Raw genomic sequence first — 21,095 nt, forward strand, 5'->3', positions numbered from 1 at the left:
CCGCGAAGGCGGCGAGAATCGCTCGGCGAGACGAGGGACCCCCCTCGTCTCGCCTCCCGCCGCACGGTACGAGACCGCGTGAAGAGAAGATCCTCGGATGGCCGCCTTGACTGAACAGATCGCTCTGGCCCGCAGCGCAGATGCGCCGGCCCGCAAGACACCAGGCGGCATCGGCGACTCGCTGTTTCGTCTCGCCTCCTACGGCTCGGCCCTCCTCGTCCTCCTCTTCCTCGTCGGAATCCTCGGCTCGATCGCTTATGGTGGCTGGCCGGCCTTCCGCGAATTCGGCCCCGGCTTCATCACGTCCAGTGCCTGGAACATCGGCCAGGAACAATACGGCGCCTTTGTCGCCATCATCGGCACGATCGCCTCGGCCTTCCTCGCCCTGCTGATCGGCGTCCCGCTCTCCCTTGGCATCGCGGTCTACCTGACGCAGCTCTGCCCCGGCTGGGCGCGGAAGCCCGTCTCGATGACGATCGAGCTTCTCGCCTCTGTGCCGAGCATCATCTACGGCATGTGGGGTCTTTTCATCTTCGCCCCGCTCTTTGCCAGCTACGTCCAGATCCCGGTCTCGAGCCTCGTCGAGGGGATGCCGATCGTCGGCACGTTGTTCTACGCCCGCGTTCCCTCGGGCGTCGGCATTCTTACCGCCGGCATCATCCTCGCCATCATGATCGTGCCCTTCGTCGCTTCGATCACCCGCGACATGCTCGATCAGATCCCGACGGTTCTGCGCGAGAGCGCCTACGGCATCGGCTGCACCACCTGGGAGGTGGTCCGCCACGTCCTCGTACCCCAGGCCTCGGTCTCGATCATCGGCGCGATCATGCTCGGCCTCGGCCGCGCGCTCGGCGAGACGATGGCGGTGACCTTCGTCATCGGCAACGCCAATCGCCTCTCCGCCTCGGTCTTCGACCCCGGCTCGACGATCGCTTCGCGCATCGCCAACGAGTTCAACGAGGCCGACGGCATGCAGCTTCACGCGCTGATGGCGCTCGGCTGCATCCTTTTCGTCGTCACCTTCATCGTCCTGATCATCGCCCGGCTTCTGGTCCGGCGCGTCAAGGTCGCCTGAACGCAGGGAAATCGTACCGATGGACTCTGCAAATCCTCTCACCGCCCCCACCGTACGGGAAGCGGCACCGATCAGCGCGAGCCGCGTCCGCTCCGGCCGCCGGGTCGCCGACAAAATCCTCGTGGTGGCGAGCACCGTTGCCACCTTGATCGGCATCGTCGTCCTCGGCTCGATCCTCCTGATGCTCATCGTCGAGGGCGTGAAGGGGTTCTCCCCGCTGCTCTTCACCGAGCCGACGCCGGGCCCAGGGTCGGAAGGCGGCGGCATCGCCAACGCCATCCTGGGCAGCCTTGTCCTGACCTTCATCGGCATCGTCATCGCGACGCCGATCGGCGTGCTCGCGGGCACCTACCTGGCGGAGTACGGCCGCGCCTCGAAGCTCGCCGACCTGATCCGCTTCCTCAACGACATCCTGCTCTCGGCACCCTCCATCCTGATCGGCCTGTTCGTCTACACCCTGATGGTGAGGACCATGGGCAGCTATTCCGGATGGGCCGGCGGCGTCGCGCTGGCGATCATCGCAACGCCGGTGATCGTGCGCACAACCGAGGACATGCTCCGGCTGGTGCCCTCGACCCTGCGCGAGGCGGGCGCGGCCCTCGGCGCCCCGCCCTCCATCGTGATCAAGGCGATCACCTGGCGCGCGGCCAGCGCCGGCATCGTCACGGGCATCATCCTGGCCCTTGCCCGGATTGCCGGCGAGACCGCGCCGCTCCTGTTCACGGCGCTCAACAACAATAGCTGGTTCTCGCCCAACCTCATGGGCGGAATCCCGAACCTGCCCGTGATGATCTACCAGTTCGCCCTCTCGCCCTATCCGAACTGGCAGCAGCTCGCCTGGGCCGGCGCCCTCCTCATCACGATCACGATCCTCGCGCTGTCGATCGTGGCCCGCTTCGTCATCAAGAGCGAGCGCGCGCGCTGAGCCGCGAGCGTCGCCCCCGCCCATCTCCGTCGAAGGACGAATGACCATGAACGCGCCCACTGAGATCACCCAAGCGCAGCTCACAGGCCGCCACCAGGCCGACGAGAACGCCCCGATCCGCATCGCCGTGAAGGACCTCAACTTCTATTACGGCAGCTTCCACGGCCTGAAATCGGTCAACCTCAACTTCCACGACCGGCAGGTGACGGCGCTGATCGGCCCGTCGGGTTGCGGGAAGTCGACGCTGCTGCGCACCTTCAACCGCATCTACAGCCTCTATCCCGAGCAGCGCGCCGAGGGGCAGATCATGCTCGACGGCCGCAACATCCTCGACCCCAGGATCGACCTCAACGAGCTGCGCTCGAAGATCGGCATGGTGTTCCAGAAGCCGACGCCGTTCCCGATGTCGATCTACGACAACGTCGCCTTCGGGCTTCGCCTCTACGAGCGCCTGTCCAAGGCCGATCTCGACATCCGCGTCGAGGAATCCCTGCGCAAGGCTGCACTCTGGGACGAGGCGAAGGACAAGCTGAAGCAATCGGGCATGGGCCTCTCGGGCGGCCAGCAGCAGCGCCTCTGCATCGCCCGCACGGTGGCCCAGCGTCCGGAAGTGATCCTGTTCGACGAGCCGACCTCGGCCCTCGACCCGATCTCGACGGGCCGCATCGAGGAACTCATCGAGCAGCTTCGCTCCGAGTTCACGATCGTCATCGTGACCCACAACATGCAGCAGGCGGCCCGCATCTCGCAGTTCACAGCCTTCATGTATCTCGACGAGCTCGTCGAGTTCGGCCCGACCACGCGCATCTTCATGAACCCGGAGAAGCGGCAGACCCAGGATTACATCACCGGCCGCTTCGGCTGAGCCTGGAACCCCGTCAAAGCCATCGGCTGGCTGTGCCCGTCAGGGCCAGCGTTCGAGGAGTGCGAGCATGTCCGACCATATCGTCAGTTCCTACGACAAAGACCTCGAGGATCTGCGCCGCTCGATCTCCGAGATGGGCGGCATCGCCGAGAAGATGATGAACGAGGCGGGCCATGCCCTGGTCCGGCGCGACACTGAGCTCGCCCAGGCCGTCATCGCCGCCGATGCCCGCCTCGACGTGCTCCAGCGCGAGATCGAGGAGCGCGCCGTTCTTCTCATCGCCCGCCGTCAGCCCCTCGCCATCGACCTGCGCGAGACGATCTCGGCGATCCGGGTCTCAAATGATCTGGAGCGGATCGGCGACCTCGCCAAGAACGTCGCCAAGCGCGTCGTCGCCATCGCGAGCGAGATCCAGTCGCAGAAGATCGTGGTCGGCCTGCAGCATATGGGCGACCTCGTCCAGGAGCAGCTCAAGGACGTGCTCGACGCCTATGCCAGCCGCGACATCAAGGCGGCTCACGACGTGTGGGAGCGGGACGGGGCGATCGACGCCCTTTACAACTCGCTGTTCCGCGAACTCCTGACCTACATGATGGAAGATCCGCGCAACATCTCGTTCTGCACGCATCTCCTGTTTTGCGCCAAGAACATCGAGCGGATCGGCGACCACACCACCAACATCGCCGAGACGATCCACTACCTCGCCACCGGCGAGAACCTGCCGACGGATCGCCCGAAGAACGACGCGTCGAATTACACCATGGTCGAGCCCCCAGCCGGGGCCTGATCCTCAGAGACCACATGAGTACGCGCATTCTGATCGTCGAGGACGAGGAGGCCCTGACCCTCCTCCTCCGCTACAACCTCGAAGCCGAAGGGTTTACCGTCGACTCCGCCGCCCGTGGCGACGAAGCCGACCTGCGCTTGCAGGAACAGCTTCCCGACCTTGTCCTCCTCGACTGGATGCTGCCGGGCCTTTCGGGGATCGAACTTTGCCGGCGCATCAGAGCGCGGCGCGAGAGCGAGAGCCTTCCGGTCATCATGCTGACCGCACGGGGCGAGGAGGGCGACCGCATCCGCGGTCTCGGCACCGGCGCCGACGATTACATCGTCAAGCCGTTCTCGGTACCCGAACTGCTCGCCCGCGTCCGGGCGCTGCTGCGCCGCGCCAAGCCCGCACACGTCGCCAACATGCTGGTGGCTGGCGACATCGAGCTCGACCGCGTCAGCCATCGCATCCGGCGCCAGGACCGCGAGATCCATCTCGGGCCGACCGAATTCAAGCTCCTCGAGTTCCTGATGCAGAGCCCTGGCCGGGTCTTCTCCCGCGAGCAACTCCTTGACGGGGTCTGGGGCCACGACGTCTATATCGACGAGCGCACCGTCGACGTTCATGTCGGGCGCCTGCGCAAGGCGATCAACCGCCCCCGCCAGAGCGATCCGATCCGCACCGTGCGCGGCTCGGGCTATTCCTTCGACGAAATGTTCACCGTCGATGCGTGAGACTGGCGCTTCGTAAAACACCCTTGCCGCTCTACACTCGCCCTCACCGGTCGCTGTGTGGCGGCTCGGGACGAGATCGGATTCAATGCGATCAGTCCGATCCAGGCCGGCTCCAGCCGGGGATGGTCAGCGGAACCCGCCGACCCTGCGGTCGCGCTTGCGCTCTGCGGCGGGCTGGTAGGCGATCTCGGCATGGTGCGTGCAGTAGGGCAGCCCGGTGATCGACCTGTCGCCGCAATAATGAAAGTCCGTCGAGGTCGGGTCGCTGAGCGGCCAGCGGCACATCGACTCCCTCAGATCCATGATCGTGACCCGGCGCGAAACAGCAATGGCGGCCGTCGGGGACGCGGCGGGCATCGAAGGCTGCGGAGCCGGAACAGGCCGTTCGGCCGTCACCGGGACGAGATCGGGCGGCAGGGTCGCGTCCTCGATAATCGTCTCCACCGCGGTCTCGATCTCGCGCGTCGCCTTCTTGCGCGGGACGGCGGCGGGCTCGCCGGCCTTGACGCGCCCCGACAGCCCGAGGCGGTGGACCTTGCCGATCACGGCGTTGCGCGTGACTCCGGTGAGTTGGGCGGCGATCTGGCTGGCGCTCAGACCCTCCTCCCACAGCCGCCGAAGAAGCTCGACACGCTCATCGGTCCAGCTCGGGACTGTTTCCGCCATTGCCCCCTCCGACATTCGTCAATTCTTTCGGCCTGACGCAATACATAACCGAGGCTGCTTCCTGAAGATCTTTCGGGAAGAAAGCCAGCAATTCTTTGCGATGGTGCATTATGATTGGAAAATTGTACGCATTTGACGCGACCAACTTTCCGTGAACGACGCCGATCTGAAACACCGTCCGACGAACGCTTCCGGAACCTTCAGGCTTCGGTCGCCGAGGGCGAACCCTAGGCGACGGACGAGAACGTACAAGACGGGCTTGGCCGGACGCAAGGGAGAGCGTGGCCGTGATCGGCCTTTCCACTGACAAACCCGGTCGGGCAGGAGGGCAGCCGCATTGCCGCCCTCCGCGGCATGATTATGTGTGGGGTGGGCCTTGGGCCCGCCCAGGGGAGAGCAAATGCAGTTTCGACGGATCGCGGCCAGCGCGATACTCTTGTCCGGCCCCTTAGCCGGAGTTGCTCAGGCAGAGCCGGCCCGAAAGGACGCGGTGAACCTCGCGGGCCACCGGGCCGTCTACGAGTTGTCGCTGGCGGAGAGCAAGGCCAGCCGGGCGGTGGAGAGCGCGCGCGGCCGCATCGTCCTCGATTTCAGCGGCGATGCCTGCAAGGGCTACACGATGCAGACCCGGCAGGTCACGCAGCTCCAGAGCGGCGAGAGCGGCAACCGGACGTCCGACCTGCGCAACACGACCTTCGAGAGCGGCGACGGGCGTAGCTTCCGCTTCAAGACCGCGACCCTCCTCAACGAGGCCCCGAGCCAGGCCGTGGACGGGACCGCCGAGGTCGGCGCTGACGCGACGAAGGTGCGGCTCAAGGAGCCGAAACGCGACCAGTTCGAGGCCCAGAACCCTGTGCTGTTTCCGAGCCTGCACATGCGCCGTCTGATCGAGGCGGCGCGGGCAGGCGAGACGACGCTCTCGGTCAAGGTGTTCGATGGCTCCGATGACGGCCGGAAGGTCTACGACACGCTGGCGGTGATCGGTCGCAAGAGCGAAACTCCGCCGAAGGGCGAGGGCGACAAGCCCCTGCGCGAGGGCGAGATGACCACGATGGCGCGATGGCCCGTGACGCTGAGCTATTTCACGTCGGGCGGCGGCGAGCGCACGCCGGTCTACGTCCTGACCTTCGATCTCTACGAGAACGGCGTCAGCGGGGCCCTGCGCCTCGATTATGGCAGCTTCGCCATCGTGGGCGACCTGACGCGCCTCGACATGGCAGCCCCGGCGAAGGATTGCGCGCCCTGACGCATCTTCGCGGCGAAGGGGTTTAGCGGCCCTGCGGCTTCGGCCCCCCCGCCTTCGCCGTGAAGGAGAGGCCGCGCTGGACCGCGGCGTCCCCGAACTTCGCTCGAAGACGATCCAGGGCCGCCTCCCTCTGGCCTATCAGCGTCAGGTCTCCCTCGAGGAGGTCGCCGCGGTCCGCCTCGGCGGCGGGGCGCAGATCGCCGGTGCCGATGCCGATCAGTCGGTAGGACGTGCCGTCGCAGGCCTCGCGCAGCAGAGCCTCGGCGACAGGATAAAGGCGCGCGGCGAGCTGCGTCGGGCTGAGGCCCGCGCGGCTGCGGCTCCTGATGCGAAACTCCGAATCCTTGAGCTTCAGGGTCACGCTGGTTGCGGCGAGCTCCGCGCGTTTCAGGCGCTGCGATACCCGCTCGCATTGCCGCCAAAGGATCGGACGCAGGTCCGCGAAGGCGGAGAGATCGACGTGTAGCGTGGTCTCGGCCGAGACCCCCTTCGTCTCGCGCTCCGGCCGCACCGCGCGTGAATCCATGCCCCGCGCCAGAGCAAGAAGCCGGCCGGCATCGCGCCCGATCGCCGCGTGAAGCCGATCGGGATCGACGCGGATGAGGTCGCCGACCTTGGCGACGCCGAGCTTGGCGAGACGCGCCTGCGAGGCCGGCCCCACTCCCGGAAGGATCCCGACCTTGCGCCCGGCAAGAAAGGCTTGCGCCTCGCCGGGCCCGAGGATCGAGAAGCCGCGCGGCTTGTCGAGATCGGAGGCGATCTTGGCGAGGAACTTCGCGCCCGAGAGGCCGACCGAGACCGTGATCCCGATCTCGGCTTCGACGCGCCGGGCGAACCGGACCAGGGTCAGCGCCGGGCTCGTCCCATGGAGGCGCGCCGTGCCGGAGAGGTCGAGGAAGGCCTCGTCGATGGAGAGCGGTTCGACCATCGGCGTGAGGTCGCGCATCATCTGCCTCACCTCGCGTCCGACGCGGGCGTATTTCGCCATGTCCGGCCGCAGCACCACCGCGTCCGGGCACGCCTTGAGGGCGGCGAACATCGGCATCGCCGAATGGACCCCGGAGACCCTCGCGAGATAGCAGGCGGTGGCGACGACCCCGCGCCGTCCGCCACCGATGATGAGGGGCCGGTCGATGAGGGTCGGGTCGTCGCGCTTCTCGATCGCCGCGTAAAAGGCGTCGCAATCGACATGGGCGATGGCGAGGCTGTCGCGCTCGGGGTGGCTCAACAGACGCGGCGAGCCACAAGCGAGGCAGCGGGGCAGCCCGATGGCCTGCCCCGCGCTGCAATCGCGGCAGACCGCATTCAAGCGCCGAAATCCTCGGGCTCGGGCGGAGCGAGGCGACGCCATGCCAACGCGACGCGTTCCGGCGGCAGGTCGAGGGCGGCGGCGCAGGCGGTCAGCACCGCCTCGTCGCCGACGACGTAATCGAGCACGCCTGCGAGAAAGCCGGGTTCGCCAGCGCTCGCCCGCAGGTTCTCCGGGCTCAGCCCGGTGACGGCGAGGAATGGATAGAAGCGGTCCTCATCCCCAGCGATCCACCCGAGAATCGCGAGGGCGACCTGCTCCGCCGAGTCCTGCCCTTGATCCGATTTGCGTTTCATCAACATGTACCGATTAGTTCTGATCGGGCGGGGCTGACGTCTTTCAGAATGAGCCGCGGATTTGCCGGGACATCGGGCCATGAAGAAGACGGTTTTGATCGTCGAAGATAATGAGCTGAATATGAAGCTCTTCAATGATCTGTTGGAGGCCCACGGTTACGCCACCCTCAAGACCGCCAACGGTATCGAAGCCATCGCCCTCGCCCGTGCCCACCACCCCGACCTCATTCTCATGGACATCCAGCTCCCCGAGGTCTCCGGCCTCGAAGTCACGAAATGGCTCAAGGAGGACGACGAACTCAAGTCCATCCCGGTCATCGCCATCACGGCTTTCGCGATGAAGGGGGACGAGGAACGGATTCGTGAAGGCGGCTGCGAGGCCTATCTCTCGAAGCCCATCTCGGTCGCAAAGTTTCTTTCAACGGTTCGCACGTATCTTGGGGATGAGCGGGCGCCCTGACCGGCGCGCGACGGTCTTGCCGACGTCTGTCCGATCGCCGGCCGATCGCTTGTGGAGTGCCGAGGAACGATGTCCGCCCGGATCCTGATCGTCGACGACCTCGTGCCCAACGTGAGGCTCCTCGAAACCAAGCTGTCGCTCGAATATTTCGATGTCCTGGCCGCGATGAACGGGCCGGATGCCATCGCGATCTGCGAGAAGGGTCTCTGTGATCTCGTCCTGCTCGATATCATGATGCCGGGCATGGATGGGTTCGAGGTCTGTCGCCGCCTCAAGAACAATCCCGCCACCGCTCACCTCCCGGTGGTCATGGTCACAGCGCTCGACCAGCCATCCGACCGCCTGCGCGGCCTCGATGCCGGCGCCGACGGCTTCCTGACCAAGCCCATCGACGATACCGCCCTGTTCACCCGCGTCCGCAGCCTCGTCCGGCTGAAGGCCGTGACCGACGAACTGCGCAGCCGTGCCCTCGCTTCGCGCGACATGGGAATGGGCGACGCGATCGCGCTCGCCACCGCCGAGAACGGCCAGAATGCCAACGTCCTCCTCGTCGACGACCGGCCGCGCTCGGCCGAGCGCCTCGCGGCTGCGCTCCTGCAGCAGCACACGGTCACCGTCGAGCCCGACCCGCACAAGGCGCTCGTGCTCGCCACCGAGGGCGGCTTCGAACTCGCCCTCGTCAGCCTGGACCTCGAGGGGTTCGACGGCCTTCGCCTGTGCAGCCAGCTCCGCTCCCTCGATCGCACCCGCACCATGCCGGTGATCATGATCGCCGAGCACAACGACCGGACCCGGGTCATACGCGGCCTCGAATTCGGTGTGCACGACTACCTGATGCGGCCGGTCGACAGGAACGAACTCGTCGCCCGTGTGCGCACCCAGGTGCGCCGCCGCCGCTTCTCGGAAGTGTTGCGCGGTGCCGTCAACGCCTCGATGGAACTCGCCATCACCGACGGCCTCACCGGCCTGCACAACCGGCGCTACCTCGACAGTCATCTCGGTGCGCTGTTCGAGGAAGCACAGCTTCGCCAGCGCCCGGTCTCGGCGCTCCTTCTCGACATCGATCGGTTCAAGACGATCAACGACACCTACGGCCATGATGCCGGCGACGAGGTGCTGCGCGCCTTCGCCGAGCGCATTCGGACCCATACCCGCGGTATCGACATCGTCGCCCGCTACGGCGGAGAGGAGATCGTGATCATCCTGCCGGATGCGGATGTCGATGGCGCCCACCTCATCGCCGAGCGCATCCGCGAGCGCATCGAGGCGACGCCGTTCCTGATCCAGAGGGAGACTCGCAGCGTGCCCGTCACGGTGTCGATCGGCGTCTCCGCACGCCGGGCCGAGGACACGAGCCCCGCCGACATGATCAAGCGTGCCGACGTCGCCCTGTACCGTGCCAAAGCATCGGGCCGAAATCGCGTCGAGGCCGAAGCGGCCTGAGTGCCTTACGCCTCCGGTTGACGAACCGTACTCTCGCGCCACCAGGCGATCGCAGCTCCGAGCCCCGCGGTCCACCACGACTGCCAGGCGCCGTGCTCGACGAAGGCGATGGCTGCGGCTGCGGCCACGAGGGAGAGGGCAGGCAGGTGACTGGCGCGCGGCAAGGCGGCCAGAGCCGTGAGCATCAGCATCAGGATGGCGCCCGCAAGCGCCGCACCGATGATGCCGAGTTCGGCCCAGACCTGCAGGAAGCTGTTGTGAGGGTGCCCGACGGCGAGCATCTCTCTGAACTCGGGCGCGAGCCCGGCCGCGGCCGGCACCTCCGCGAACCGCGCCGAGGTTCCGTAGCCGGCTCCACGCCATGGTTCGGCTGCCACCGCTGCCCCGAAGCTCTGGGCAATGGCGACGCGCGCGCGTGAACTGCTCTGGACAAGGCGCTGATGCGCCGCCTCCGGCATGAAGCGCTGCAGGACATCGCCTTCGATGGGAGCGATAGTCAGGGCGAAGCCGAGACCTGCCCCGGCGAGACCGAGGGCCACGCGTTTCGGCGCCAGCCGCACGACGAGCGCGGTCGCGAGGGCAGCGACGAGCCCAAGGCTCGCTGCCCCGCTCACCGAGCGCAGGATCGCCGCGAGGCAGAGAGCGACGACGACGATGACGGCCCAACGCTGCCGCCGCATCGTCAGCAGGCCGGCGAGGGGGATGCCGATCAGCAGGATCGTCATCGCCGGTCGGTTATGGACGAAATAGGCGATCCGGCCGCCGAGCAGCCTGCGCAGGGCGAGGTCGCTGGCAAGGTCGACGACGATGAAGGCGCAGGCGAGCGCCAGCATCCAGGCTCCGAGGCTCGCCGCGCCCGGCGCCATCCGTCCTGGAGCCAGGCGCGCGAGGAGATAGGCCCCCGCCAGCGTCGGCGTGAATTCGCCGGCGACCTTCAGCGACAGCCCGGGAAACGGGCTCCAGGCCAGGGAGAGGCCGCACCAGCCGAGGAAGGCGAGGGCGCAGAGGCCGAGCGGCGTGGTCAGGGGTGCCGACAGGTTCCGCCAAGCGCCTCTGCGGTCCTCGATGAGGGCTGCGGCGAGGAACAACAGGGCGGCAAGGCCGACGACGACGGGGCTCGACCGATTGGCCAGGGCCATCGCCGCCGGCACGGCGCACAGCACCACGGTACCGGCCCTGCTTAGGCCCTCCGCGCGCGTGCCCGTGGCGGCGCGAGACGCCGTGGTCACGGGATCACTGGAGCTGGTGGCCGCGCTTTGCCATCTCGGCCCTGACCCGGACCATGACGTATTCCGACACCTCCTGCGTCCAGGTCTGCATCGCTCCCACCATCTCGTCGAGGACCTGCGGCTGGGTCTCGACGTAGCGCTTGCCCGCGGGCGAGCGGAAGAAGGTGACGATCTCGTTCAGCTCTGCCTCGGTCAGGCGCCGTGCGTAGATCCGCGCCGCCGTGTCGATCATCGACTGCTTCTGCAACTCCATTTCGGGATCGAGGCTGATCAGCACCTCGTTGAGATCCTTGATCAGCTCGGGCCGAGTCACCGCCGCCTGCCGGATCTGCTCGCCAAAGGCCGGGATGATCGAGTCGAATGAGCGCGCGATGCCCGAGCTCAGCATGACTTCGCGGGCCAGAGCGAGATGGGACGGGCTGATCGCCGGCGTCTGGGCGGCGGGCGTCGGGGGCGCAGCAGGCGGCGTCGCGGGCTTGGCGGCGGGTTTTGCCGGCGCGGGCTTCTGGGGCTGTTGTTGCGCCGTCGCGGGCCCCACGGCGAGGCCCGCCACGATCAAGGCGAGCGCGGCCGAGTGAAGGAGCCGATGGCGGAAGGTGGGGCGGCGGGACATGGCGTGCTCCGAAAAGGCGGCGTGATCAATGGGGAGAAGAGGGGAGGGAGCAGGTCTCAGACCGCGCCGAGGCGCTCGATCCGTGCCGTATCACCCTCGGCTCGCGCCAGGATCGCGCCTGTGGCGAGCCCGATGAAAAGACCGTGCTCGACGACGCCCGGCACCGCCCAGAGGGCCGCCGACAGGGCCGGCGCATCGGGGATGCGGCCGAGATGGGCATCGAGGATGAGGTGGCCGCCATCTGTGAGGAACGGCGCGCCGTCCGCACCTTTGCGCAGGGCCAGGGCGCCCGCGGAGCCGGTCCGCGACAGGGCCGTCTCGATCGCGCCGCGGGTCGACCCCAGCCCGAAGCGGTTCACCTCGATCGGGAGCGGGAAGGCGCCGAGCATCGGCACGCGCTTGGCCGCATCGGCGATCACCACCATGCGCCGGCTCGCATGGGCGACGATCTTCTCGCGCAGCAACGCGCCGCCGCCGCCCTTGATCAGGCTGAGCGCCTCGTCGATCTCGTCGGTGCCGTCGATGGTGAGGTCGAGTTCGGGTGTCTCGTCGAGGGTCGTCAGTCGAACGCCCGCGGCCTCGCAGGCAATGCGCGTCGCCTCCGAAGTCGGCACGCCGATCACGTCGAGGCCGGCACGCACGCGTTCGCCGAGCAGCGCCACGAAAACGTTCGCGGTGGAGCCGGTGCCGATGCCGAGCCGCATCCCGTTCTCCACGAGACCGACGGCGCATTCGGCAGCGGCGCGGCGCAGGTCCGGGCCGCTCACGCCGCGGCTCCGGCGGCAGGGGAAAGGAGGTAGGGCATGGGAGGCTCGGATTCTTCGCGGCAGGGCTGCCCGTAGCATGGCAGGAAGGCCCGGCAAACGCCGCCGCGGCTTTCCCGAGGTACTATCATGGCGCTTTTCGTCTCACGGGCGCCCCTGCGGCGGGGTCACGCTCGGCGCCGCCCGTCCCGGCGCCGCCCCGGGTATCGCGGTGACGTCCTCGGGTTCGGTCGGGTTGGACTGTGCGGTGCAGACCACGGCGCTCTTCTGGAGCTGCACGTAGCAGATGCTCATCTCGCCGGTGCGGTAATTGACCCGGAACACGCCGGCTTCACGGCTGTGTCGCGTCGCGACGAGGCCATATTGCGAGGGCGGCTGCGCGCTCGCGCCCTCGCCGGCGCCGTAGCAGACGGTGACGCCGACGCTGCCGGCCGCGCCTTCGCGCAGGCCGTACTGGCAGGAGGTGACTTCCCCCGTCACCGTATCGACGCGGTAGACGCGGTTGAGGTCGATCTGCGGCGCCGGCACGAACTCGTAGGAGCCTGCCGCAGCCGGGTCGGCGAGAACAAGAGTCGAAGCGAAGACGCCCGCTGCGAGACAAGCCGTCCAGCCCGACATCCATACGAAACGATACGCGACCCGACCCGTCATCTTTTGGCCCTGACCCTGATACGTCGCCACGACTGACGCTGCGTGACTTCTGATGCTCGTGACCGGTCGCCTAGCCGGGCCTTGCGGCGCAACCGTGACCCTCGGCCGCCGGCCTTGCGGTGCCTCACCTCGCCGGCTAGCCAGAACCCAACCCCATCCGACATCGCGAGACGTCATGCCAAGCCTGCCCCCCATCGTCGTGTTCGACCTCGACGGGACCCTTGCCGAGACCGCGGGCGACCTCGTGGGCACCCTCAACGCGATCCTGGAGCAGGAGGGTTTGAAGCCGTTGCCGTTGGAGAATGCCCGCGACATGATCGGCGCTGGTGCCAAGGCGCTGATCCAGCGGGGCTTCTCTGCGGCGGGCGAAGATTTGGACTCCGCACGTCTGGAGCGTTTGTTTGCAGAGTTCCTCGATCATTACGGACGCAACATCTGCATCCACTCGCATCTCTATCCCGGCGTGCTCACCGCGCTCGACGAATTGAGCGAGCGCGGCTTCCGGCTGGCGGTCTGCACCAACAAGGTCGAGGTCCATGCGGTGGAACTGCTGACCTTGCTCGGCGTTGCCGGCCGTTTCACCGCCATCTGCGGCCGGCACACCTTCCCGTTCTTCAAGCCCGATCCGCGCCACATCACCATGACGGTCGAGCAGGCCGGAGGCGATCCGGCCCGGGCCGTGATGGTCGGCGATTCACGGGCCGATATCGACGCGGCCAAGGCCGCCGGCATGCCGGTCGTCGGCGTCACCTTCGGCTATACCGACACGCCGGTCGATGCCCTCGGGGCGACCCGCGTGATCTCGCATTACGACGATCTGGTGGAGGCGGTGACCGCTGTGGTGCCGCTCGGCGCGGCGGCGTGAAGACGGAATGGTGGGCGCGACAGGGATCGAACCTGTGACCCTTCGCGTGTGAAGCGAATGCTCTCCCGCTGAGCTACGCACCCGGACCGTCGGGCCTTCTAGGGCCGTGCGAGCCGGCCCGTCAAGGGTCAGCCTATCTCCGTCGGCCGGGTCCGTCGAGGCGCAGCAGCAAGGCCACCGGGATCAGGCCGACGAGGACGATGAGGAGGGCAGCCACGGTGCCGTCCTCATAGGTGCCTCGCGCGGCCTCGCCATAGAGGTGGGTCGCCAGGGTCTCGACGTTGAGCGGGCGCAACAGGAGCGTCGCCGGCAGTTCCTTGACGCAATCGACGAAGATGAGGAGCGCGCCGCTGAGCACCGCCGGCCAGGCGAGGGGCAATTGCACCTGCCGCAGTGCGGCGGCCGGGCCGCGCCCGAGCATCCGCGCGGCGTCGGGCATGCTCTGTGGCAGCCGCGCGAGGCCGGCCTCGCAGGTGCCGATGCCGACGGCGAGGAAGCGGACCAGATAGGCGGTGACGAGAGCGCTGCCGGTGCCGAGGCCGATGAGCGCCGGGCTTGTCCCGAAGGCTGCCTCGGTGAAGCGGGACAGGCCTTCGTCCGCGAGCGCCAGGGGTCCGAGCAGGCCGACGGCCAGGATCGTCCCGGGGAGTGCATAGCCGAGGCTCGCGATGCGGATGAGGGCGCCGCCGATCCGCGGCGAGGCGAGGCGAGGTGCCGCCGCGACCAGCAACCCGATCACCGTGGCGATCACCGTGGCAATCGCGGCGTACAGGATGGTGTTGAGGATCTCCGCCGGCAAAGTCGACGGCAGACCGACGCGGAGGAACCGCGCCACCGCTCCGTGCGCCAGATAGGCGGCGGGGATCAGGAAGCCGATCGCCACCGGTGTCAGCCCGAGGCCGAAGGCCAGGGCGGCACGCCAGCCCGTCAGGGTCTGTCGCACCATGGGCCGAGGTGAACGCGCCGTGGCGGCGTAACCGCGGCCACGCCTCGCCCAGCGCTCGGCCGCGACGAGGGCGAGGACGAGGACGAGCATCACGAGGGCGATCTGCGCGGCCCCGGGCAGGTCGGAGCGATTGATCCAGGTCGCGTAGACCTGAACCGTCAGGGTCCTGACCCCGAGGAATTCCGCTGCGCCGACATCGTTGAGCGCCTCCATCAATGCGAGGCTGACGCCGATGGCGATGGCCGGGCGCGCCAGCGGCAGCGCGACCCGCAGGAACACGGCGCCAGGTTGGTGCCCGAGGGTCCGGGCGGCCTCCACCAGGCCACCGGCCTGCATCAGGAAGAGCGCCCGCGTCGGCAGGTAGACGTATGGATAGAGAACGAAGGCCAGGAGCACGATGCAGCCCGGCATCGAGCGAAGGTCCGGCAGGACGAGATCGCCCGGCCGCGCGACGCCGAGCAGCCCCCGCATCGCGGACTGAACCGGCCCGATCGGGTGCATCAGGTCGAGATAGGCGTAGGCGACGATGTAGGTCGGCACCGCAAGCGGCAGCAATAGGCCCGCCTCCAGCCAGCGCCGGCCAGGAAAGGCGTAGGCGGAGACGAGCCAGGCGCTGCCCGCGCCGATCACCACCACCAGCACCCCGATCCCGGCGAGGAGGAGGCCGGTATCGCGCATGGCCTGAGGAAGGACGTGGGCGGCGAGATGCGGCCAGAGCTCGCTCGTTCCCCCCAGCGCCGAGACGCCGAGGGAGACGATCGGGCTCAGGATCAGTATCGCGAGCGCGAGGCCCCCTCCGATCCAGGCCAGGCGGCCGAGGGGAAGGCTGAAGGTCCGGCGGCCGCTGGCCTCGACACCGACCGGCGTCAGACCATGCGCCGCCGCGGTGAGCGCGGAGCCGGTCAGTTGTCGAACCCAACCTTGTCCACCAGCAGGCTCGCCGCCTTGCGGTTGCGGGCGATGTCGGCGATCGAGACGGTGTCGATGGTCAGCGGACCAAGGGCGGCGAGCAGGGGCTCGACCGGCGCGCCGGCCTTGACCGGGTACTCGAAGTTACCCTTGGCGTAGAGGCCCTGCGCCTCGTCGGAAACGAGGTATTCGAGGAGCTTGACCGCGTCGTCGCGGTTCGGCGCGTTCTTGGCGACCACCGCGCCGGAGACGTTCACGTGGGTGCCGCTGCTGCCGAAGGTCGGCAAAACGACCTTGATCGCCTCGCCCCAGGCCTTCTGCTCGGGGCCGCCGCTGCCCGAGCGCATCAGCCCGACATAGTAGGAGTTGCCGATGCCGATGGCACAGGTGCCGGCGAGGATGTCGCGGGCGACGTCGCGGTCGCCGCCGGCCGGCTTGCGGGCGAGGTTGGCTTTCACGCCCTTGAGCCACTCCTCGGTCTTCTCTGGACCGTGCTTGACGAGGAAGTGGGCGATCAGGGCGGTGTTGTAGGGATGCTGGCCCGAGCGCAGGCAGAGCTTGCCCTTCCATTTCGGGTCGGCGAGCTCCTCGTAGGAGATCGCCTTCAGATCGGCGAGGTTCTTGTCGGCATAGGCGACGCGCGCGCGCATCGAGAGAGCGAACCAGCGACCTTCGGGGTCGCGCAAAGCGGCCGGGATCGCCGCTTCGAGCACGGGGGAGCGCACGGGTTGAGCGAGGTCGCGATCGACGAGCTCGATCAGGTTGCCCGCATCCACCGTCATCAGGACGTCGGCCTTGGAGCGCGGCCCTTCGGCGGCGACGCGCTCGGCGAGACCCTTCTCGACGAAGGCGGTGTTGACCGCGATGCCGGTCTTGGCCGTGAAGGCCTCGATCAGAGGCTTGATCAGGCCGGGCTCGCGAGTCGTGTAGAGGTTGACCTCGGCGGCCTCGACCGTATTCGCCGCCATGAGCGAGGCGGCACTGAAGAGGGCCACCCGCAGCGTTCCCGAGACCGATCGACCGAGCATCATCCGAACCTTCGTTGCATCAAGCGTGATAACGAGGGCTGCTCAGAAGCACCGGAATTAGAAAACCGCAAGCACGATCTCTTTTATTTAAAACACTTAAAAACTACAGATCTGCATACTCATCGGCTTTGCCCATCCGCGACGTTTGGCCGAATGACTTAATCCGGCTGCGGCATAAAGAAAAAGCGGCCTTCTTCTGTCGTTCCTAGACCGATCATGTCGCCCGCGGATGCCGGCATGTCGTGGGGTACCGCGACGCTCAACAGCGCATCGAGGCCCGCCACGGCGACCACGAGGAGAGCGCGGCTGCCCAGGAAGCGTCGCTCGAGTACCCGGCCGGCCGCACCGCATCCGACAGCTTCGGCCCGGATGGCCTCGGGCCTGAGACAAACCAGCACGGGATCGCCGTCCGAGAAACCCGGTGCAGCGAGGGAACCGAACGGCGTCTCGACCCGACCTCCTTCGCAGCGTCCCTCGACCTCGACGAGGTCGCTGAAGAATCGAGCGGCGAAATACGTCTCCGGACGCCGGTAGAGCTCCTCCCCGGTGCCAACCTGGATCGTGCGGCCGGCCTGCATCAGGACGATGCGGTCGCACAGGGCCAGCGCCTCTTCGGCGTCGTGGGTGACGAGGAGTGCCGTGGCGCCGCTCGCCCTCAGGACCGAGAGCGTATCGGCGCGGACATGGTCGCGGGTGCGCCGGTCGAGATTGGAGAACGGTTCGTCGAGCAGCAGGATGCGCGGACCCGGCGCCAAGGCGCGTGCCAGGGCCACCCGCTGGCTCTCGCCGCCCGACAACGTTTCCGGATAGCTTTCGGCCCGCTGGAAGAGGCCGACCTGTTCGAGCCGTGCCCGGACGATTGCCTGCGCTTCGGCTCCGGGTACCCGATTCAGGCCGAAGCGCACGTTCTCTGCCACGGTGAGATGCGGGAAAAGCGCGTAATCCTGGAACATCAGCCCGACGCCACGGGCTTCCGCCGGCACGCCGCCGCGTCCGCTGACGACCCGCCCGTCCAGAGCCACGGTGCCGCGATCGGGCTGCGCCAAGCCGGCGACGACGCGCAGGAGCGTGCTCTTGCCGCAGCCGGAATCGCCGAGGACGGCGACGATCTCGCCCGCCCGGACGCCGAGTGACACCTCGTCAAGGGCGCGGCTTCGCCCGAATCGCAGGCTCACCCCATCGAGGGCGAGCCGCATCGGCCCTGCCTCGGCGCCGCCTCCGCTCATATCCGTCTCGACCATGCCGGCGGTCGCTCCTCATCGGCTCGATTGCGTCCCTCGCGCAAAACGCCCGAACCGGACGAAATGCAAGGCTTCGTCGATGACGAGGCGGTGGTTCATCATCAGGGCATGGGTCGCCGGCAGGGTGACGTGGTCTGTCATGCCGCCGAGCCGGGTGCGCGCTACCGCGACCCGGCCGTCGTGGGGCTTCGGCAGCAGCTTCAGCCAGGATTCGAGCGGCGTCAGGGAGCGATCACCGGCGATGATCCCGAGCGGGTAATCGACCTGGCCGAGCAGCGCCAGCAACGTCTCGTCCTGTCGCGTCACGAGTTGCGCGCCGGCCGGCCCGAAGAAGCGCCGATAGGCCCACAGCCCTCCGAGGCGGTCCGCGATCTCGCTGCCGAGATTGGGCGGCCCGAGCATCACCACGCGGCCGAGGCGCCCGGGGCGGTGCCGCGCAATCAGGCCTCGGGCGAGAAGGCCGCCCATCGAATGCGTCACGATGTGGAGCTGCGCGACCTCGCGACCGAACGCCGAAACCGACGGGACGATGCCTTCGATCAGATCTTGGATCGCCGCCGTCCGGGCCGGGTAGTCGATGTTCAGCGTCCTGTAGCCGGCTGCGCCGAATGCCCGCTCCATCCGGCCCAGCGAAGTTGCGCGGCGGGCGATGCCGTGAAGGAGGAGCACGCCGTCAGGCGTCGTCTTGGTCGATGTCATGCTGTGTTCGATTGTCCCTGTCGGACGCAGCCCTACGGATTAGATGAGCATGCCGCCTGAGGCACTCCGACACCAATGAACCTGAAGTCTGGATGCCATCGCGGAACGGATCAAGAACGGCTATAGACTGACCATGAGCACGGAACGGTTGCCTCTATGCCCAGAACCGCCGAGATCCTGATCCCGCTGGCGCTCGACAGCGCCTATAGCTACGCCGTGCCCGAGGGCCTGTCCCTGGCGCCGGGCGACGTGGTTCAGATCCCACTCGGGCCGCGCGAGACCGTGGGTGTCGTCTGGAGCGTCGAAGCCGGCCGCTCCGGTTCCAACCTCCGGCCCGTGACCGGTCGGATCGAGGCGCCCTCACTCTCGAGTTCCCTGCGCGAGCTCGTCGATTGGCTGGCGCGCTACACACTCGCGCCAAAGGGTTCGGCCCTTGCCATGGCCCTGCGCCTGCCGGACGAAGGGGCGAGGGTCGAGACGGTGCGGGTCGGCGTCCGCTCCTCCGGAAAGCCGCCGGCGCGGCCGACAAGCGCCCGCAGCAAGGTCCTGGAAGTCGCCGCCGACGGGACGATGCGGGGCAAGAGCGCCCTTGCCAAGGAAGCGGGTGTCTCCCTCAGCGTCGTCGACGGGTTGATCGACGACGGCGCACTGGAGGCTGTGGCGCTGGCGCCGGAGCCTGTCGCACTGCCGCCGGACTCGGATCACCCACGGGTTCCGCTCTCGGAGGCACAGGCCGAAGCGGCCAAAGACCTGATCGCGAAGCTCAATCCTCCCTCGTCGGTGGGGGAGGGCGCGCCGCCCACCATCCTTCTCGAAGGCGTCACCGGCTCGGGCAAGACCGAGGTCTATTTTGAGGCGGTGGCCGATTGCGTCCGGCGCGGCCGCCAGTCCCTGATCCTGATGCCGGAGATCGCGCTCACGGCGCAGTTCCTCGACCGTTTCGCCGACCGTTTCGGCGTCCGCCCGGCGACGTGGCATTCCGGCATCGGGGCTAAGCGCCGCGAGCGCCTGCGGGCCGGCGTGGCGGCGGGCGAGGTCGACGTCGTGGTGGGGGCCCGCTCGGCCCTGTTCCTCCCCTTTGCCAAACTAGGCCTCATCGTCGTCGACGAGGAGCACGAGGCCGCCTACAAGCAGGAAGACGGGGTCCATTACCACGCCCGCGACATGGCGGTGGTGCGCGGCCGGCTCGAAGGCTGCGGCGTCGTCCTCGCCTCCGCGACGCCCTCGATCGAGACGCGGGTGAACGCGGAACAGGGACGCTACCGGCATATCGTGCTACCCGAGCGCTTCGGCGGGCGTCGCCTGCCGCAGATCGAGGCCATCGACATGCGCCTCGACAAGCCGGAGCGCGGCACGTTCCTGGCTCCCGGCCTCGTCGCCTCGGTGCGCGAGGCGGTGGCGGCCGGCGAGCAGGCGCTGCTCTTCCTCAACCGGCGCGGCTATGCCCCGCTCACCCTGTGCCGCGCTTGCGGCCACCGCTACCAGTGCAAGCAGTGCTCGACCTGGCTCGTGGAGCACCGTTTCCGCCGGGCCCTCGTCTGCCACCAATGCGGCTATGCCGAGCGCCGTCCGGAATCCTGCAGCGCCTGCGGTACCTTCGACAATCTCACCCCCTGCGGCCCCGGCGTCGAGCGCATCGCCGAGGAGGTCGCCGGCCTCTTCCCCGATGCCCGGGTCATCGTGTTGTCGAGCGACTTTCCCGGCGGGGCCGAGCGGCTTCGGGCCGAACTCCAGACGGTGGCCGAGGGCGGCTGCGACATCGTCATCGGCACCCAGTTGGTGGCGAAGGGCCACAACTTCCCGCATCTCACGCTCGTGGGCGTGCTCGATGCCGATATCGGCCTGACCTCCGGCGATCCGCGCGCGGCCGAGCGCACCTTCCAGCTGCTGCAGCAGGTCACGGGTCGGGCCGGGCGCGGCGACAAGCCAGGGCGCGCCTTGATCCAGACCTTCCAGCCCGAGCATCCGGTCATCGCAGCCCTGCTCTCGGGCGACGCCGAGCGGTTCTATGCCGAGGAGATCGAGGCCCGGCTCGAGGCGGGGCTGCCGCCCTTCGGACGCCTTGCCGCTCTCATCGTCTCCGCAAACGACCGCGAGACCGCCGAGGCCCATGGCCAGGCGCTGGCCCGTGCCGCCGAGCCGCCGGCCGGAATCATGGTCCTCGGGCCCGCCGAGGCGCCGCTGGCGCTGATCCGCGGACGCTACCGCTTCCGTCTTCTGGTGAAGACGGCCCGCGCCATCGACCTGCAGACCTACCTGCGCGATTGGCTCAAGCGGGCACCGAAGGCACGGGGCAACGTCCGGGTGGCGATCGACGTGGACCCGCAGAGCTTCCTATAATGGTGCCCGGCCCGCCCTCCGG

At 68.1% G+C, this 21,095-nt stretch carries 21 protein-coding genes and 1 tRNA gene; 10 read left to right on the top strand and 12 right to left on the bottom strand.

Features of this window, described 5'->3' with window-relative positions:
• Positions 1 to 97 precede the first annotated feature (97 nt).
• The 5 genes from pstC to phoB all read left to right on the top strand — a co-directional run bounded on the left by pstC (position 98) and on the right by phoB (position 4,368).
• Entirely contained in the window at positions 98 to 1,075 is a 978-nt protein-coding gene (gene pstC, locus K2Y56_RS11180) for a phosphate ABC transporter permease subunit PstC (RefSeq protein ID WP_292507460.1), read from the top strand.
• Positions 1,076 to 1,094: 19 nt separating this feature from the next.
• Positions 1,095 to 2,000: a phosphate ABC transporter permease PstA gene (gene pstA, locus K2Y56_RS11185; RefSeq protein ID WP_292507461.1), complete on the top strand. Its 906-nt coding sequence runs from the start codon at positions 1,095 to 1,097 to the stop codon at positions 1,998 to 2,000.
• A 46-nt stretch (positions 2,001 to 2,046) separates the two neighbouring features.
• Positions 2,047 to 2,865 (top strand): phosphate ABC transporter ATP-binding protein PstB, encoded by an 819-nt coding sequence (gene pstB, locus K2Y56_RS11190; protein WP_292507462.1) that lies wholly within the window; start codon positions 2,047 to 2,049, stop codon positions 2,863 to 2,865.
• 67 nt (positions 2,866 to 2,932) lie between these two features.
• Complete coding sequence (gene phoU, locus K2Y56_RS11195) at positions 2,933 to 3,652, top strand: phosphate signaling complex protein PhoU (RefSeq protein ID WP_292507463.1); 720 nt, start codon at positions 2,933 to 2,935, stop codon at positions 3,650 to 3,652.
• A gap of 14 nt (positions 3,653 to 3,666) precedes the next feature.
• Complete coding sequence (phoB, locus tag K2Y56_RS11200) at positions 3,667 to 4,368, top strand: phosphate regulon transcriptional regulator PhoB (RefSeq protein WP_292507464.1); 702 nt, start codon at positions 3,667 to 3,669, stop codon at positions 4,366 to 4,368.
• Positions 4,369 to 4,494: 126 nt separating this feature from the next.
• Here phoB and K2Y56_RS11205 read toward each other — a convergent pair whose 3' ends face one another.
• Positions 4,495 to 5,034 carry a GcrA family cell cycle regulator gene (locus K2Y56_RS11205; RefSeq protein WP_292507465.1) on the bottom strand — a complete coding sequence of 180 codons (540 nt, stop codon included), beginning with the start codon at positions 5,032 to 5,034 and terminating at the stop codon, positions 4,495 to 4,497.
• 400 nt (positions 5,035 to 5,434) lie between these two features.
• On the opposite strand from K2Y56_RS11205, the gene K2Y56_RS11210 reads away from it, so the two are divergent.
• Entirely contained in the window at positions 5,435 to 6,280 is an 846-nt protein-coding gene (locus K2Y56_RS11210) for a cell envelope integrity EipB family protein (RefSeq protein ID WP_292507466.1), read from the top strand.
• 22 nt (positions 6,281 to 6,302) lie between these two features.
• Here K2Y56_RS11210 and K2Y56_RS11215 read toward each other — a convergent pair whose 3' ends face one another.
• Positions 6,303 to 7,589, bottom strand: coding sequence for a DNA polymerase IV (locus K2Y56_RS11215; RefSeq protein WP_292507467.1), 1,287 nt, complete (start codon positions 7,587 to 7,589; stop codon positions 6,303 to 6,305).
• Positions 7,586 to 7,885, bottom strand: coding sequence for a DUF3572 domain-containing protein (locus K2Y56_RS11220; RefSeq protein WP_292507468.1), 300 nt, complete (start codon positions 7,883 to 7,885; stop codon positions 7,586 to 7,588). Before K2Y56_RS11220 ends, K2Y56_RS11215 begins: the two co-directional genes overlap by 4 nt.
• Before the next feature lie 79 nt (positions 7,886 to 7,964).
• On the opposite strand from K2Y56_RS11220, the gene K2Y56_RS11225 reads away from it, so the two are divergent.
• Entirely contained in the window at positions 7,965 to 8,345 is a 381-nt protein-coding gene (locus tag K2Y56_RS11225; protein WP_292507469.1) for a response regulator, read from the top strand.
• 69 nt (positions 8,346 to 8,414) lie between these two features.
• Positions 8,415 to 9,788, top strand: a complete 1,374-nt coding sequence (locus tag K2Y56_RS11230; RefSeq protein ID WP_292507470.1) for a PleD family two-component system response regulator — start codon at positions 8,415 to 8,417, stop codon at positions 9,786 to 9,788.
• Positions 9,789 to 9,793: 5 nt separating this feature from the next.
• On the opposite strand, the gene K2Y56_RS11235 is transcribed toward K2Y56_RS11230, so the two are convergent.
• The 4 genes from K2Y56_RS11235 to K2Y56_RS11250 form a co-directional block, all read right to left on the bottom strand.
• Complete coding sequence (locus K2Y56_RS11235) at positions 9,794 to 10,927, bottom strand: O-antigen ligase family protein (protein ID WP_292507516.1); 1,134 nt, start codon at positions 10,925 to 10,927, stop codon at positions 9,794 to 9,796.
• A gap of 94 nt (positions 10,928 to 11,021) precedes the next feature.
• Positions 11,022 to 11,630, bottom strand: a complete 609-nt coding sequence (locus tag K2Y56_RS11240; protein WP_292507471.1) for a DUF2059 domain-containing protein — start codon at positions 11,628 to 11,630, stop codon at positions 11,022 to 11,024.
• Positions 11,631 to 11,686: 56 nt separating this feature from the next.
• A complete protein-coding gene (gene rpiA / locus K2Y56_RS11245) occupies positions 11,687 to 12,397 on the bottom strand; it encodes a ribose-5-phosphate isomerase RpiA (RefSeq protein WP_292507472.1) in 711 nt (236 codons plus the stop codon).
• A gap of 141 nt (positions 12,398 to 12,538) precedes the next feature.
• A complete protein-coding gene (locus tag K2Y56_RS11250) occupies positions 12,539 to 13,045 on the bottom strand; it encodes a hypothetical protein (RefSeq protein ID WP_292507473.1) in 507 nt (168 codons plus the stop codon).
• Between the two features lie 175 nt (positions 13,046 to 13,220).
• On the opposite strand from K2Y56_RS11250, the gene gph reads away from it, so the two are divergent.
• On the top strand, positions 13,221 to 13,910 hold the full coding sequence (gene gph, locus K2Y56_RS11255; RefSeq protein ID WP_292507474.1) for a phosphoglycolate phosphatase: 690 nt from the start codon (positions 13,221 to 13,223) through the stop codon (positions 13,908 to 13,910).
• A gap of 8 nt (positions 13,911 to 13,918) precedes the next feature.
• On the opposite strand, the gene K2Y56_RS11260 is transcribed toward gph, so the two are convergent.
• From K2Y56_RS11260 to K2Y56_RS11280, 5 genes are all read right to left on the bottom strand, one after another.
• Positions 13,919 to 13,993, bottom strand: a tRNA-Val gene (locus K2Y56_RS11260).
• A 50-nt stretch (positions 13,994 to 14,043) separates the two neighbouring features.
• The gene (locus tag K2Y56_RS11265; protein WP_292507517.1) at positions 14,044 to 15,666 is read right to left on the bottom strand and encodes an iron ABC transporter permease; all 1,623 of its coding nucleotides are present in this window, start codon (positions 15,664 to 15,666) and stop codon (positions 14,044 to 14,046) included.
• A gap of 92 nt (positions 15,667 to 15,758) precedes the next feature.
• Positions 15,759 to 16,733 carry an extracellular solute-binding protein gene (locus K2Y56_RS11270; protein ID WP_292507518.1) on the bottom strand — a complete coding sequence of 325 codons (975 nt, stop codon included), beginning with the start codon at positions 16,731 to 16,733 and terminating at the stop codon, positions 15,759 to 15,761.
• 218 nt (positions 16,734 to 16,951) lie between these two features.
• Entirely contained in the window at positions 16,952 to 18,034 is a 1,083-nt protein-coding gene (locus tag K2Y56_RS11275; RefSeq protein ID WP_292507475.1) for an ABC transporter ATP-binding protein, read from the bottom strand.
• A 15-nt stretch (positions 18,035 to 18,049) separates the two neighbouring features.
• Positions 18,050 to 18,733 carry an alpha/beta fold hydrolase gene (locus tag K2Y56_RS11280; RefSeq protein WP_292507476.1) on the bottom strand — a complete coding sequence of 228 codons (684 nt, stop codon included), beginning with the start codon at positions 18,731 to 18,733 and terminating at the stop codon, positions 18,050 to 18,052.
• 156 nt (positions 18,734 to 18,889) lie between these two features.
• Between K2Y56_RS11280 and K2Y56_RS11285 the strand changes: the two genes are divergently transcribed.
• Positions 18,890 to 21,073, top strand: coding sequence for a primosomal protein N' (locus K2Y56_RS11285; RefSeq protein WP_292507477.1), 2,184 nt, complete (start codon positions 18,890 to 18,892; stop codon positions 21,071 to 21,073).
• The last annotated feature ends 22 nt before the right edge of the window (positions 21,074 to 21,095 follow it).

The sequence above is a fragment of the Methylobacterium sp. genome (assembly GCF_019745455.1).
Taxonomy (GTDB): domain Bacteria; phylum Pseudomonadota; class Alphaproteobacteria; order Rhizobiales; family Beijerinckiaceae; genus Methylobacterium.

Excerpts from the sequence above, each read along its gene's own strand:
- K2Y56_RS11280 (WP_292507476.1), bottom strand. The coding sequence starts at position 18,733 with ATGACATCGACCAAGACGACGCCTGACGGCGTGCTCCTCCTTCACGGC.
- K2Y56_RS11225 (WP_292507469.1), top strand. The coding sequence starts at position 7,965 with ATGAAGAAGACGGTTTTGATCGTCGAAGATAATGAGCTGAATATGAAG.
- K2Y56_RS11240 (WP_292507471.1), bottom strand. The coding sequence starts at position 11,630 with ATGTCCCGCCGCCCCACCTTCCGCCATCGGCTCCTTCACTCGGCCGCG.
- K2Y56_RS11270 (WP_292507518.1), bottom strand. The coding sequence starts at position 16,733 with ATGGCGGCGAATACGGTCGAGGCCGCCGAGGTCAACCTCTACACGACT.
- phoB (WP_292507464.1), top strand. The coding sequence starts at position 3,667 with ATGAGTACGCGCATTCTGATCGTCGAGGACGAGGAGGCCCTGACCCTC.
- pstA (WP_292507461.1), top strand. The coding sequence starts at position 1,095 with ATGGACTCTGCAAATCCTCTCACCGCCCCCACCGTACGGGAAGCGGCA.
- K2Y56_RS11250 (WP_292507473.1), bottom strand. The coding sequence starts at position 13,045 with ATGACGGGTCGGGTCGCGTATCGTTTCGTATGGATGTCGGGCTGGACG.
- K2Y56_RS11220 (WP_292507468.1), bottom strand. The coding sequence starts at position 7,885 with ATGAAACGCAAATCGGATCAAGGGCAGGACTCGGCGGAGCAGGTCGCC.
- K2Y56_RS11210 (WP_292507466.1), top strand. The coding sequence starts at position 5,435 with ATGCAGTTTCGACGGATCGCGGCCAGCGCGATACTCTTGTCCGGCCCC.
- K2Y56_RS11230 (WP_292507470.1), top strand. The coding sequence starts at position 8,415 with ATGTCCGCCCGGATCCTGATCGTCGACGACCTCGTGCCCAACGTGAGG.
- K2Y56_RS11285 (WP_292507477.1), top strand. The coding sequence starts at position 18,890 with ATGCCCAGAACCGCCGAGATCCTGATCCCGCTGGCGCTCGACAGCGCC.
- gph (WP_292507474.1), top strand. The coding sequence starts at position 13,221 with ATGCCAAGCCTGCCCCCCATCGTCGTGTTCGACCTCGACGGGACCCTT.
- pstB (WP_292507462.1), top strand. The coding sequence starts at position 2,047 with ATGAACGCGCCCACTGAGATCACCCAAGCGCAGCTCACAGGCCGCCAC.
- K2Y56_RS11205 (WP_292507465.1), bottom strand. The coding sequence starts at position 5,034 with ATGGCGGAAACAGTCCCGAGCTGGACCGATGAGCGTGTCGAGCTTCTT.
- phoU (WP_292507463.1), top strand. The coding sequence starts at position 2,933 with ATGTCCGACCATATCGTCAGTTCCTACGACAAAGACCTCGAGGATCTG.
- K2Y56_RS11275 (WP_292507475.1), bottom strand. The coding sequence starts at position 18,034 with ATGGTCGAGACGGATATGAGCGGAGGCGGCGCCGAGGCAGGGCCGATG.
- pstC (WP_292507460.1), top strand. The coding sequence starts at position 98 with ATGGCCGCCTTGACTGAACAGATCGCTCTGGCCCGCAGCGCAGATGCG.
- K2Y56_RS11235 (WP_292507516.1), bottom strand. The coding sequence starts at position 10,927 with ATGGCCCTGGCCAATCGGTCGAGCCCCGTCGTCGTCGGCCTTGCCGCC.